This is a genomic window from Brumimicrobium aurantiacum, from assembly GCF_003402975.1.
In the GTDB taxonomy this organism is placed as follows: Bacteria; Bacteroidota; Bacteroidia; order Flavobacteriales_D; family Crocinitomicaceae; genus Brumimicrobium; species Brumimicrobium aurantiacum.
The window spans coordinates 20944-35421 of record NZ_QURB01000012.1 but is presented as its reverse complement, the minus strand read 5'-3'; the positions used below and the strand labels follow the sequence as shown (position 1 = coordinate 35421).

Annotated in this window: 11 protein-coding genes; 5 read left to right on the top strand and 6 right to left on the bottom strand. The window is 33.9% G+C overall.

Features of this window, described 5'->3' with window-relative positions; genetic code table 11:
- Positions 1 to 216: 216 nt before the first annotated feature.
- A complete protein-coding gene (gene mutS, locus DXU93_RS14525; protein WP_116882041.1) occupies positions 217 to 2796 on the bottom strand; it encodes a DNA mismatch repair protein MutS in 2580 nt (859 codons plus the stop codon).
- Positions 2797 to 2931: 135 nt separating this feature from the next.
- Here mutS and DXU93_RS14520 point away from each other — a divergent pair, with 135 nt between their 5' ends.
- Positions 2932 to 3465: an RNA methyltransferase gene (locus DXU93_RS14520; protein WP_116882040.1), complete on the top strand. Its 534-nt coding sequence runs from the start codon at positions 2932 to 2934 to the stop codon at positions 3463 to 3465.
- A gap of 320 nt (positions 3466 to 3785) precedes the next feature.
- On the opposite strand, the gene DXU93_RS14515 is transcribed toward DXU93_RS14520, so the two are convergent.
- The 3 genes from DXU93_RS14515 to DXU93_RS14505 form a co-directional block, all read right to left on the bottom strand.
- Positions 3786 to 4724, bottom strand: coding sequence for a GSCFA domain-containing protein (locus DXU93_RS14515; protein ID WP_116882029.1), 939 nt, complete (start codon positions 4722 to 4724; stop codon positions 3786 to 3788).
- Between the two features lie 12 nt (positions 4725 to 4736).
- Entirely contained in the window at positions 4737 to 6017 is a 1281-nt protein-coding gene (locus tag DXU93_RS14510) for a polysaccharide deacetylase family protein (protein ID WP_116882028.1), read from the bottom strand.
- Positions 6018 to 6356: 339 nt separating this feature from the next.
- Positions 6357 to 7112, bottom strand: coding sequence for a DUF547 domain-containing protein (locus tag DXU93_RS14505; RefSeq protein WP_116882027.1), 756 nt, complete (start codon positions 7110 to 7112; stop codon positions 6357 to 6359).
- A 24-nt stretch (positions 7113 to 7136) separates the two neighbouring features.
- Here DXU93_RS14505 and DXU93_RS14500 point away from each other — a divergent pair, with 24 nt between their 5' ends.
- Positions 7137 to 7829 (top strand): TIGR04283 family arsenosugar biosynthesis glycosyltransferase, encoded by a 693-nt coding sequence (locus DXU93_RS14500; RefSeq protein ID WP_116882026.1) that lies wholly within the window; start codon positions 7137 to 7139, stop codon positions 7827 to 7829.
- Positions 7830 to 8009: 180 nt separating this feature from the next.
- Here the strand turns inward: DXU93_RS14500 and DXU93_RS14495 are convergent, their stop codons facing one another.
- The gene (locus DXU93_RS14495; RefSeq protein WP_116882025.1) at positions 8010 to 9293 is read right to left on the bottom strand and encodes a PKD domain-containing protein; all 1284 of its coding nucleotides are present in this window, start codon (positions 9291 to 9293) and stop codon (positions 8010 to 8012) included.
- A complete protein-coding gene (locus DXU93_RS14490) occupies positions 9283 to 9855 on the bottom strand; it encodes an RNA polymerase sigma factor (protein WP_116882024.1) in 573 nt (190 codons plus the stop codon). Before DXU93_RS14490 ends, DXU93_RS14495 begins: the two co-directional genes overlap by 11 nt.
- Before the next feature lie 335 nt (positions 9856 to 10190).
- On the opposite strand from DXU93_RS14490, the gene DXU93_RS14485 reads away from it, so the two are divergent.
- The 3 genes from DXU93_RS14485 (at position 10191) to DXU93_RS14475 (ending at position 14190) form a co-directional block, all read left to right on the top strand.
- A complete protein-coding gene (locus DXU93_RS14485) occupies positions 10191 to 11117 on the top strand; it encodes a malate dehydrogenase (RefSeq protein ID WP_116882023.1) in 927 nt (308 codons plus the stop codon).
- A gap of 339 nt (positions 11118 to 11456) precedes the next feature.
- Entirely contained in the window at positions 11457 to 12599 is a 1143-nt protein-coding gene (locus tag DXU93_RS14480; RefSeq protein WP_116882022.1) for a hypothetical protein, read from the top strand.
- Positions 12580 to 14190, top strand: a complete 1611-nt coding sequence (locus tag DXU93_RS14475) for a hypothetical protein (RefSeq protein ID WP_116882021.1) — start codon at positions 12580 to 12582, stop codon at positions 14188 to 14190. Before DXU93_RS14480 ends, DXU93_RS14475 begins: the two co-directional genes overlap by 20 nt.
- The last annotated feature ends 288 nt before the right edge of the window (positions 14191 to 14478 follow it).

The following is a 14478-nucleotide window of genomic DNA, read 5'->3' as shown; positions in this document are numbered from 1 at the left end:
TTCAAAGAAACGAAACTTTTTATTCACGTCATTTCAAGTACTGTAGTGAAACAAAAGCGTATCGAGAAGAGTGCTGACTCCTTAAGTGAGTCCTCGTTGTTCTCAATACAAATTTCTTCACTTCATTACGTAATCCTAATGCTATTGGATCACTTGAACTGACTAGAAATCTGCTTTCTACAAAAAATTCGTAAATCGTAATTCCCCTATTCGTAATTATTTCCCCTTCCCTACTTTCTTCTTAATCTCATTCAGCTTAAACAACGCTTCCACTGGTGTCAATGTATCAATGTCCATATTGGCTACTTCTTCTCTGATACTTTCCAAAATTGGATCGTCCAATTGGAAGAAACTCAATTGCATATCTGCAGCATTTCCTGCTTCCTTCACTTTTTCTTTTTCCGACCCTCGGTTCGATGTCTCTAATTCTTTCAGCATTTTTGAAGCTCGCTCTACAACAGGATTCGGCATTCCAGCCAATTTAGCCACGTGAATACCAAAACTGTGCTCACTTCCTCCTTCTATTAGTTTACGCAAAAAGAGAATTTTTGTCCCAACTTCTTTAACAGAAACAGTGTAATTTTTAATACGAGGAAACTTGTTTGTCATCTCGTTCAATTCGTGGTAATGCGTTGCAAACAGCGTTTTACAATGCGCTTGTGGATGTTGGTGAATGTATTCTGCAATAGCCCAAGCGATAGAAATTCCATCATAAGTACTTGTTCCACGACCAATTTCATCTAATAAAACCAAACTACGCGGCGAAAGATTATTCAAAATACTCGCTGTTTCGTTCATTTCTACCATAAAAGTAGATTCTCCTGAAGAAATATTATCTGAAGCTCCAACACGGGTAAATACTTTGTCGACTAAACCAAGTTGCGCCGATTTTGCAGGAACAAAACATCCCATCTGCGCCATTAATGAAATCAATGCCGTTTGTCTCAAAATTGCACTTTTACCAGACATATTCGGTCCGGTAATCATAATGATTTGTTGTGTTTCGTTGTCTAGAAAAACATCATTTGGAATATACTCCTCGCCTATTCCCATTTGTTTTTCAATTACAGGATGGCGACCTTCTTTAATGTCTAGTGCATATCCTTCGTCAATCGTTGGTCTATTGTAATTATTAGCCTTTGAAACTTTTGCAAAAGAAGAGAAACAATCCAATTGTCCAATTAAAAAGGCGTTAAATTGAATCGGTGTAATGTAATCAGCCATTGATAAAACAAGTTCTAAAAACAGTTTTCTTTCAATTACATCTATTTTTTCTTCTGCTCCTAGAATTTTCGTTTCGTATTCTTTCAATTCTTCGGTGATATATCGCTCTGCACTCACCAAGGTTTGTTTACGAATCCATTCTTCCGGAACTTTATCTTTGTGTGTATTTCGAACTTCAAGATAGTAACCAAACACATTATTGAATGCCACTTTTAAACTTGGAATTCCTGTTCTTTCGGCTTCACGCTTTTGCAAATCTTCTAAAAATGTTCTACCAGAATTAGACAATCTTCTCAACTCATCCAATTCATCGTTAAATCCATCCGCAATTACTTTTCCTTTCCCCACCTGAATCGCAGGATCATCGTGCAATTGTGTGTTAATCAAAGTCATTAATTGTTCACATGGATTCATTCTATCAGCAATACTCAACAAAGCCTTTGAATCTGTGCTTTTTAACAATTGCTGAATAGGTTCAATCTCCAGTAAAGTGTTCTTTAATTGATTCACCTCTTTTGGATTTACTTTTCCAACGGCAATTTTAGAAGCCAAACGTTCTAAATCATAGATATTACTTAAGCGCTGACTCAATTCAAAAGCCACCTCTTCATTTTTAATTAAAGCATCTACAGCATCTAATCTTGCTTCAATAGATTTTAAATCTTTCAATGGTAAAACCATCCAACGTTTCATCATTCGACCTCCCATTGGAGTAACGGAACGGTCTAAAACAGAAAGTAAAGTTGCTCCATTTTCATGAGGTGAGTGAATCAATTCTAAGTTTCGTGTGGTGAAACGATCCAACCAAACATATTTATCTTCTTCAATACGACTGATTTTAGAAATATGTCCTAAATCTTTGTGTTGCGCATCTGAAATGTATTGTAAAATTGACCCCGCTGCAATAATTCCTTCCGTCATTTCTTCAACACCAAATCCTTTTAGATTTTTTGTTTGAAAATGTTTATTCAGTGATTCACGTCCAAAATCTTCAGTAAATACCCAGTCTTCCTGACGGAATGTATAGAATCGTTCTCCAAATAAATCTTTAAACTTTTGATTTTGCTGACGAGAATATAAGACTTCACTTGGTTCGAAACCTTGCAGTAATTTATCGATATATTCTGAATCTCCTTGGGCAATTAAGAATTCTCCCGTGGAAATATCCAAAAATGCTACACCATGTTCTTTTTTACCAAGAAAAACCGAAGCCAAGAAATTATTTTTATTGTGTTCAAGTACTTGATCGTTTAATGCTACACCTGGAGTTACCAATTCCGTGACGCCACGTTTTACAATTTTCTTGGTTAGTTTAGGATCTTCCAATTGATCACAAATGGCAACACGTTCTCCAGCTCTTACTAATTTGGGCAAATAAGTTTGTAATGAATGGTGTGGAAACCCAGCCAATTCAATATGAGAAGCACTTCCATTTTTTCTTTTGGTTAAGACAATCCCTAAAATTCTAGACGCCTTCACAGCATCTTCTCCAAAGGTTTCATAAAAATCACCCACACGAAATAACAACATTGCAGTTGGATGTTTAGACTTTATCTGATTGTATTGTTTCATCAGTGGAGTCTCTGTAGCCTTTTTTTCTTTCTTTGTTTTAGCCAAAATGAAAATGTTTGTGTTAATTTGCAAATCGTAAACATACAAGTTTCGTTGGAAAGTCCAACTCAATACAGGATTCAGTTATCAATTTTTATGAACAGAAAGTTAAAATTATGGGAGTTAAATCGCCCAACGGTAGAAGAATTTAAGGAAAAAGAAAAGTTTCCTTTAGTAGTTGTTTTGGACAATATTAGAAGTTTGGCAAATGTAGGTACCTTTTTTAGGACTGCCGATGCGTTTAATGTTTCTAAGGTTATTTTAGGTGGAATTACAGCTCAACCACCGCATCGAGAAATTCAAAAGACGGCACTTGGAGCTACGGAATCTATTGATTGGGAACACCATGAAAATTTGATTGACTTGTTGAAGGAATATCAAGCAGACGGATATAAAGTTTATGCTGTAGAACAAGCTGAGGAAACACTGCTATTACAAGATGTAGTGGTGAAAAGCGAAGAAAAACATGTGTTGGTCTTTGGTAATGAAGTCGATGGTGTTCAACAAGAAATTATTGATTTGGCAGATGTGGTTTTAGAGATCCCTCAATTTGGAACGAAACACAGTTTGAATGTGAGTGTTTGTGCAGGTGTTGTGATGTGGGAGTTTGTGCGGGTTTTGGGTGCTTAACCGCAAAGATAGCGGAGGTTTACGCGTAGTTTCGCAGAGTGCTGTACAGTTTACTGGTCACAAAGAGCGCCTGTAACATTTGATTTTACACAGAGATCAAAGAGGTTTTCACAGAGGGTCACGGAGAAGAAGAAAGATACAAATACTATTGCATTTAAAAGCCTAAATATAGAGTTAGGTGTTTAATCGGAGGTAATTGCCACCTCTCTCTTCGTGAGAACTTTAGAAATGTAACCGCAAAGATAGCGGAGGTTTACGCGGAGTTTCACAAAGAAAAAAGTATAAAATCAGTACTTCAAATCTGCGACCTTTGCGACTTCTTAGCGACCTCCGCGGTTAAAACTTGGAAATCGCAGTTTAAAATCTTCCAACTTCTTCTCCCGATTCAATTCAAACTCCTTCGCCTTTTCTGATGCTGGATGTAATGACCGATGCGCAAATAACATTCGAATTTTTTCATATTCTTTACAAATACTGTCTGTTTGTTCAGTAAAATAAGCTTCCTTAAATCGCTTCCAAATTTCATCAACCGCTATTTCGTTAGGATGAAGGCCATCTTTTTTGTAAAATGCATAATCTCGCATTTCATCAAGCATCAATTCATAAGCGGGGAAATAACCAACATTCGAATATTTGTCATTTAATTTATGAACTGCATTCAATAAAACAGCTTTACTACGTGCATTTTCTACTAAGCCGTCTTTAACATGTCGAACTGGACTGACCGTAAAAATGAGTTTAAGATCACTTTCTAAATTTAGTTTTTCAATAAGCTGACTCCATTTTTCTGTGATTTCTTCTACTGTCAATAGGCGTTTTGTAAAATTCTTATTGGGAACTTTATGACAATTTGCAACAATTTGATGCGTGGAATTCTTTTCATAAACCCAAGCGGTTCCAAAAGTGACAAATAATATTTTAGAAGAAGACAAGCTATTTAAAAACTCTTTTCTTAATTCAACGAGTTGTGTTTTTAAAGTCTTTTCAGCATACGTAAAACAGGTACTATTGGCCAACCAAGACAAAGCCACTCCATCTCTTTCAAAAACGGAATCTTCGAGTACTTCATCGTCTCCAAGAAGTAAATCTGCCAAAGAAATTGGATTAAAAATCACACCAAAAGGGTTCGCAGAAACGGTAAAACCATTTTCCTTCATTTTAGCAGATAGATGTTCTGAAAAACAACTTCCTAAAAATGAATAGTGAGAAGCATAATCTACACTTTCAACCTTCGGTATTTTCACACTCGTTTTTTGCATTTTTTAATTCCTTTATTTCAAAGTTTCATTAAGCACCCTACTCCAACCTTTCCACTTTCCGTAGTCTCCAATGGTTTCATTGTGCCATAATGCTACAAAATCACCACCGTATGTTTGCACTTCTTTTTTTAAACCTTGAACAACTTCAATGGCTTCATCGATAGACAATTTCATGTATTCATTTAAAGTACCATCCATATAAGAAATCGGGTGAAGTATTAAATTAGTCACATGATTCACTTTTAAATCATAAAATGGAAAAGATCTAGCCACTCCAGCTCTAAAACCAATTTTATCTGCATAGCCCAAGGAATAATCATCCGTAAAACCAACTTTTGATAATTCTCTAAAAGTATAAGGTACTTTAACTTTTAGGAAGTGTTGCCTTGAATGAGTCACTTCCTGACCTATTATAGTTTCGAGCCTTGTTTTTTCCTCTCGAATATTGGTAATTGCTTGATTAGAACGATAACTTGGATGCAGGTTCACTTCAGCATATTCATTAACTTCCTTTATTATTTTTTGATGATCTAGGTCTTCATAATTTACATTTCGGTCAAAAGTAGCATAGTCTCCCAATAACCAAAACACCTTAACATCAAATCCCTTTTTAGCAATTGATTCAATAATATGATAAGTATCATATGGATCCTTTTGTAATCCTGAAAGGACATCTTTACGTTCTTTTAAACGGAATTTATCAAATTTCAATACATCTCTTCCAATACTCATCAATTTTCTCCATCCCGTTTTTAACCGATAAGCATATACGTTATCAATATCAAAAGTCGGGATAATGTTGAATGGAATTACTTTTGTTTCTAATCTGTAATTGTTGTGTTTTTCAATAAAATCAATGAGTTGTTCAGACCAACGTTCAACGATCAGTTGATCGAGCCATCCATACTTATATAAAATTGATTTCGCTCCAATATTTCTATCGTGTTCATCCGTTTCTTCTTGCAAGGTATCATCATACAATGTAATTACATAGAAAATACTCGCTAAAATATCTGAAACGCCTTCAATTTTAAGCACCTCATGATTATTCCACATATCCTTTTCAACAAGTACAGGCAAGAGTTCTTCTTCAAACAACAAACTTGACGGAGAGATTCGAACATTTTCTTCAAATAAAGGATTATCTGAATAGGCAAATTTTGGGAATGCCGCTTGCTGATATTCGTATATATCATTAACCAATCGAAAGTCAATTTCACGAATATCAAAAACTATCGACAGTACATATTTTAGTCGTTTTGAAATTTGTTCAGCGTATACCGTAAGTATCATAGTATGCTAAACTACTTATTTTTTGAAATATGATTGAGTTTTCGATTAAAATTTGTGTTGAAATTAATTTTGAAATTGTTTAGAGGGAATTTTCACAGTGTCTTTTCAAAGATCTCTCCAACAAAGTTGTTCGAGATGACATGTTTAATGGAAAAATCAATGAAAAAAGGCAAATAAAAGTCGGGGAGTTCCGGCATCTCCCTGCCTTTTTTCAATCCTAGCCACAAAAACAACGTCATCTCGATATCGGAACGATGAGAGAACTAATTCCAATTAAAACACCTGTGCAGAGCTTGTCGAAGTAAACTAAACGCAGTATTTGAAGATTTCTTGTAAAGACTATTTCACATCATTCAAACTCCAATCATAATCCTGATAAGTGATTTCAGCATCTGGTTTGATTTTTACATCTGAAAACTTGTTGATGTATGCTATCACTGACGGAGCGTTATCTTTAAAATCTCCTGCAAACCATGTAAATAATGAAGACACTTTAGCTTTATCTTCTGAAATGGTATTCTTCGTTTTATCGTTGATGAATTTTCGCATTTGTTCATCCATTTGGGCTTCAAGATTCTTTGCTGTAAAAGCTCCCTGACGTAAAGCCGGACAAGAAACAGAAGCACAATTCACCACTGCATGAACTCTGGCATCTTCCCACTCTTTTCTTAGAATATTGTGTTCAATGTTATTTAAATCGTAGGTTTCATCTCCTAAGTGAATAAACTTTATGTCCCAAGCTGTATTTACCCTATAAATAGAACCACCTAGATCTTTAATCGATTTCACCGGATAATTTCTGATGATTAATTGAATTGTAAAGGCATTGTAGGCATTTATCCAATAGGCTTTCTTTTGTGCTGAGGTCCATTTGTCATTCGGATGATTTTCTGCTAACTCCTCAAGATATGCATTCAGTTTTGTTGAATCTTTGATAAATCCTTTGTAACGAACAAATCCGTCTTTTGTAACATACTCTTTAGTTAAGGCATCCCATTTTTGATGTTTGTGGAAATTATCCTGAGCAGATACACTTGAACAAAAAACTATAGCTGTTGTTAAAAATAAATAAAGCAAAAATTTGAGTCTTAACATAATAAGTATTTTACATTTGTATTAATGAAACATTCAATTATTATTCCAACATTAAACGAGGAAAATAAAATTGCACAGCTACTAGACTTTCTAACAAAGCATGCACTACACTCCTCTGAAATAATTGTTGTTGACGGAGGAAGTAAAGATAAAACACTTGAACTCGTTAAAAAGTTTTCAAATGTAAAATTAATTCAAACAGAACAAGCTTCTAGAGCATTACAACTCAACAAAGGTGCGGAATCTGCAACTGGAGAACTTTACTATTTTATTCATGCAGATGTTATTCCTCCTGTGACTTTTGAGTCTGATATTGAGCAAACTTTGGCAAAAGGTGGAGATCTTGGATGTTATCGTTTTGTGTTTGACAAAAATACAGTCATGCTCAAGTTTAATGCTTGGTGGACGCGCTTCGACTTTATGTTTTGTCGCGGTGGAGATCAAACCTTATTTGTCACGAAAGATATTTTTGAAAAGTTAAATGGTTTTGATGAAGATTACATCATCATGGAAGATTTTGATTTTATTAGAAGAGCCAGAAAACAATTTAAGTTTAAAATCATTCCTAAAGATGTAGTCGTTTCTGCACGAAAATACAAACTCAACTCCTATTTTAAAGTCAATATGGTAAACTTATATAGTTACTGGAGTTTTATGTTAGGAAAATCCCCTGCTAAAATCAAAGAAAACTACAAAACGTGGTTAAAGTTTGATTGAGTGAATAATAGTAATAATGTTTTTTAAAACGTCCTTATTCGGTGACTTCGATAGGCTCAGTCACCGAAGATCCACCCGTCAAAGAACCTGTCGAAGTCAATATTTACTAGGAAGTCTCCAAAAAAAATCCGATAAATAGTAAAACTATCTACCGGATTATTTGGTATTGGTTAGTTATGTCTAATTATGTACAACTGTACCTGCGTATATCGGTCTTTCGTTTGGTGCAGGATTAAATATCTGTACTTTCCAAATGAAGGACTTATTGCTTTCTGTTAGTTTTCCTGTTCTCTGATCTGTTCCGTCCCATGCATTTGTAGCATCAGTGGATGTAAACACGATTCCATTATCTACAGGATCAATAATCGTCAATTTAAATTGCACTTCTCTTTCTGTTAAAGAATATGGCATGAAGGTTTTATTACGAATATCAGAACCTGTTGGTTTAAACGCATCTACAGCCATTAAGTTGAACTTATCTCTAATGTGAACAGATTTCGAAATTGAGTTTTTACAACCATTTAAATCCGTAACATTTAATGTAATGTCATAGTCTCCTTTGTTGAAAAAGTGATGTTTAGCTGATGCTCCATTTACTGTTGACTCGCCATCAAAAGACCAATTATATGCTTTGTAATCTCCATAAGATTCAACATTTACAACTGGCATACCTTCTTCGAAAATATTAGCTTCCATTTTAAAGTCAATTGAAGGCAAAGCATTCACCGTTATTTTTTCTTCTGCAATAACTTCTAAATCTTGATTTACAAATGCAACTACCAAATGCTCAGTTGGTTTAAAATTATAGTTTTCGCCAGCTTTTAAAACAACCCAATTGTTTCCTAGGCTAAAACGAACCAATTCATCTTTTGAATCATTTCTTATTTCAATGGATTCTCCAGTACATATCGTTGTATTTGAAATTAAACCAGCAACATATTGCTCAGTCACTTCAGCAGGTTCCATTAGCATTTGAGGTTCATTTTTCTTTTCAAGTTTATCTTTTTGAGGATCATTAGTATTGTCTTTAACCGGCTCTGAATCTGAAACTTCAGATTGTGTTTCCACCTCTTTTTCATTCAATTCAGGTTTTTTATCCTCTATTTTAATTGAACTTTCAACATCATCCTTCTTTTCTACTTCTTTTGAAGTTTCTTCAAAGATTGAAGTTTTCTTCTCTTCATTATTCGTTTCCGTTTGTGGCGTTACTTTTTCAGTAGTGACCGCTTCAGCTTGTTGAGGTTTCACTTCATCCTCCTTATCAATGAGGAAATATGAACCCGTAATCACTGCACTGAGGAGAATAATCGAAAGCCCCCATTTGTAAACGCTAGCTAGACCAGTACCTTTTGCGGCTGATCTTGCATTTAATTTGGCATTCATCGCGCTCCAAGCCGCTTCATCGTATGGTGCTTCATACGACTCGAGACTTTCCTTGAATGCTTTTTCTAAATTATCTTTCATGGTCTATATTGACAAATTTCTCACTTAATATCTTTCTTAAATTCTGCTTTGCTTTCGCTAGGTTTGATTTTGAAGTTCCCTCAGTAATATCCAAAATTTGTGCAATTTCTTTATGCGAATAATTTTCAATTACAAATAGGTTAAAAACAGTACGATATGCAGGTGACAATTCTTGAATTGCTTCCATGGCATACTCAGCTTTAATTTTAGTAATATCTTCATCGAAATCATGTTCTTGAACACTGCTTCTTTCGTTAAAGACATATTCTTCATCTGTAGAAAATGGCTGACGATTTCTCTTACGAATCGCATCTATTGAAGCATTAACCATAATTCTTCGTACCCATCCTTCAAATGAACCTTTAAAATCAAATTCTCCTAACTTATCAAAGACCTTTATAAAACTCTCTTGAACGACTTCTTGGGCCCTGTCATGATCTTTTGTATATCGCATACAAACCCCTAACATCTTCCCGTAGAATAGTTTAAATAGCTGTTCCTGAGCACTTCTATCTTGTGCTGCACAACGTTCTATTATTTCCTTGAGTTGATCGTCTTCCACTTTTGTTTCATTTTAAAAACGAATAAACTTTTTAAGGGTTGCCTTTTTTAATTTTCTTTCTCTAGAAAAGAGAACTAAACCCTAATTTTTACATTTCATATTCTATGTTTCAATAATATTAAAATACTTCTACTTCTACCCTATTTTAGTCAAGAAGTTTAGGTTTAAAAACGTACTTCACTACTTACAAGTTTCACAGAAAACATTACTTTTTTACCAAAAAATATAAAAACCATCAATAAAATGGAATTAATCCATAACTATTAACCCCTTTTTTAAGAAAATTCTTAATTTCGGCAACAGAATATTCTATTAAAAAATAAAATTATATTACAATGAAAGTTACAGTTGTTGGAGCAGGTGCAGTAGGTGCAAGTTGTGCTGAATACATCGCGATGAAAGATTTCGCATCAGAGGTTTGCCTTTTAGATATCAAAGAAGGTTTTGCTGAAGGTAAAGCAATGGATTTAATGCAAACTGCATCATTAAATGGATTCGACACGCAAATTGTGGGTTCAACAAATGATTATTCAAAAACAGCTAATTCTGATATCGCAGTAATTACTTCTGGTATTCCAAGAAAACCAGGAATGACGAGAGAAGAATTAATCGGTACAAATGCAAACATCGTAAAAACTGTTGTTGAGCAATTGGTTGCTAATTCACCAAACGTAATCATTATCGTGGTAAGTAACCCAATGGATACAATGACTTACTTGGTACATAAGTCTACTGATATTCCTAAAAACAGAATTATAGGAATGGGTGGTGCGTTAGATAGCGCTCGTTTCAAATACAGATTGGCTGAGGCTTTAGAATCTCCAATTTCTGACGTTGACGGAATGGTAATCGGTGCACATAGTGATACTGGAATGGTTCCATTAACAAGATTGGCTTCAAGAAATGGAGTTCCTGTTAACCAATTCTTAGACAACGCTAAATTAGAGTCTGTTGAACAAGAAACACGTGTTGGTGGTGCAACTTTAACTAAATTATTAGGTACTTCTGCTTGGTATGCTCCAGGTGCTGCAGTATCAGGTTTGGTTCAAGCCATTGCTTGTGACCAAAAGAAAATGTACCCTTGTTCACTTTACCTAGAAGGTGAGTACGGACAAAATGATATTTGTATGGGAGTTCCTGCATTGATCGGTAGAAACGGTGTTGAAGAAATCGTTGAAATCGAATTGTCTGACGACGAAAAAGCTAAATTTAATGCCGCGGCTGACAAAGTACGTGACACAAACGGAGCTTTAGAACTTTAAGAGATAAAATTACTTGAAATAAAATGGTTGTTGGAGGAATTCAACAACCATTTTTTTTGATCCAATTTTTACTCCTACTCTACTTTTAAGTTTTTTTTCAGGGCGTCAAAGCTGGCTATCTATTCCAATCTTTTGCTGTTTAGCCTACAATTATAACTTCCCAAAAGAGCTTCCGTTGGTTGCTTTTTGGCTACGAAAATTGTTAACGCTAAACAGAAAAAGGATTTCCATGACTATCCAGGACGCGAACGATGGAACGATTAAACATTTGCATCATAACGACTTAAATTTTATTTCCTTTTTATTGAACCGATTCTTTCTTTAACTGTACATTTGAATATGATTTATAGAATTACATTAATTTTATTGGTAGCTTTAATGCTCCATCCAGATATAAGTTTTGGTCAAAACGACAACACTTCCCAATTACACATAAAGTTAGTTCACGATGGTATAACTTATCCTTTAATCGTATCCAATAATTATCCGACCTCCAAAAATTATAAAATACGCACTGTTTTTAGTACAAGCACCTATTACAGTAGAATCTACATTTTGCTAAAATCAAAAGATACCAGTGATGTGTTTCCAAAGGAAAATCACAAAATACAATCTGGTAGATTAAGCTTAAAAAGTGATCAGAACTATCAATTAAAGATCATCAAGCAAGATGGATTTAATTTAAATATTCAGGATTCAATGGTTATTTCAATCAAAAAGCTTGAAAAAGACGCCCAACTTATTCTTGATTTTAAGAAAGGGAAATATCAACTAGAAAAAATGAAGACTTTTCAAACACTCAAAAAGAGTGAACTTCCGCATTTCAATTCCTATAATTTTCAAGAACATAAAATCAAATTAAAATTAGACAGTACAGCCTATTTCAAGAATGGAAATGTAAGCGTCAAATACTTCTTGGTAACTAAAAACTTTCCATTAATTTATGTACAAGAATTTGACTCCATCAATCCAAGCAAATTTGCGCAAGGATTCAGATTGATTACAGCATATAAACATCCACAAGGTCCACAAATAAACCTAGGAAATTGGACTCAAAACAGCAATAATAAGTATGGCTATTGGGAGTATTTCCAAAACGAAAACAAGTACAAACATGAATTTTGGTCCTCAGTTTTGCTGGAATCCTACGAATGGTTCAATCCAAAGAAATTGAAAGAGGTTTATACTTTCCAACAGCGAAATTATAACACAACAATAAAAGTATATTTCAAGAATGGACTATTAAAATCAGAGTTTACACGTATTCACCAGCCTTATTCAGCTGAATTAAAAGAATACAATTACAATGAAGAACAAAATTTAATCCTTTTAAATGTTTACCACAGCGATGACGGAATACTCAAAAACAAATTAAAAAAACGTTTGATTTACTATCCAACAGGAAAGTTAAAAATGGAGGAAAAGTTTGACAGTCAATACAACATTAAATATTACAACGAAGATGGAACAGAAAGGAAATAAAAATTGGATTTTAGCAGTGCTTTTGACACTTATTTCCGTTGCAACATTCGGGAAGTCTCCACAAGAATCAACTTTTAATTTGCTGTTGAGCGTCAATTCGAATTGGAAAAATCTCAAACATGAAATTGTATTTACACAAACTCCTCAAACAGAACAAAAGTTGGTTGCGCTTCACTTGAAGAATGTGATCGCTTATTTAGAAAATAAAAACACTGAACATCTAAGTGAAAAGCTACAAATAGCGCGTCAATCCAATATTAAAATATTAAAAGAATATACGCTACAAGGAACATTTCCTTCCAATGATTTCCAAAACTCAAGAGTCCCAATTTTCATTGATAGAAATGATGTTTTCTGTGCTGTTGGATACATCATTAAAGAAAATGGTTTAGAAAAGATAAGTCGTGAGATTGCAACAAATCAACTGTTCAGTTACCTTCATGAAATACAACATCCAGACTTAATTAAATGGCAAAAAACAAGTGGATTAACGTTATTTGAACTGGCTTTAATACAACCAACTTATGGACCACCTATAATGGTTTGTGCTGCAGAGAGTCAAGTGAAATGGACAGAAAGTAATAATCAATCTAACACATTTGATAAAATCATTAAAGATGAAGAAAACAATGTGCTTTATGCCATTTCAAATGCTGATCAAAATGGATTAGCACATCAAGTAATGCGCTTCAATGTTTTGTCTAATGAATGGTCCCAAGTTGGTAATGAAATTAATGGTGATATTCTAGGTATTCATTTTTTCAAAAATGAACTTTACATTTCAGTTTTACTTCCTTTTGAAAATTTCCCACATCAACTCTTAAAGTTAAAAAGAAAGACCTTCGAGAAAACAGCTCACTTTAATGGAAATATAAAAAACATCGAAGTCTTTAATTCTAAAATGTACATTCTAGGAAGTTTTAATCACATAAATGATAAACCACTCACTAATTTGGCCTGTTTTGATGGAAATGAATTTTCTAAGTTTGAGGCTTATGGATTAAATAGTAGAAATTATAGTGAAATGATCGCCGGTCAAACGACAATGTATTTCATTCAGCATGGAGGAATCTACAAATTCAAAAATGACAGCATACAATATTTGTCGAGTATCAAATATCATCAATATATAAAGCATTACGATTTAGACGTACAAGAAGACACTTTATATATTTCGTCGATCAGTATTGGTGGATATTACAAATACAGTCAACCCATTGAGCAAACAGTTCACATGCAAAACATGGTCACTCCTAAACAGTATCCATATGGAAGTCAATTCTACTCAAATAGCAAAATGATAGGTCAAAATATGATTATTTCAGGGAATTTCAGAGCCAACACAATGCAACCTCAAATTAATGACAACAGACAATTACAAATATGCTCTAATGAACAAAGCAATCATTGGTTTGGAGAAGGGTTAATATTTCAATCAGGCAATATATTTTACCCCATATTAAACGAAGGAATTGTACTCGATTTTGAAGTCATCGGAGATCGTTTTTTCATTTTGAAAAATAATGGAATATTAAGTGAAACCAGTTTAGCAGATATTCAAAAGGAAGTGAAACGTATGGAAAACTATTGATAATAATTTTATTAAAATATTTGGATGTAATTTAACGGATATGAATCTTATTTTGTCCTAACACCTCTTAGTTTTTCTTCTTCAATTTCACCTCAAAATGCTATCAAGGATTTCACATAATGAAATAATCGTTAGAAATTTAGCGAATAGTCTAATTATTGAGGAAGAAGGGTAGAAAATAAATTTTTAGAAATGTGAATATTGACCATTTTTTATTGAGTATTAATCCATCCCAATCATTTGTATGATTAATAAAGTATTTTTGTACCGTTGAATTTGATTTAAAAC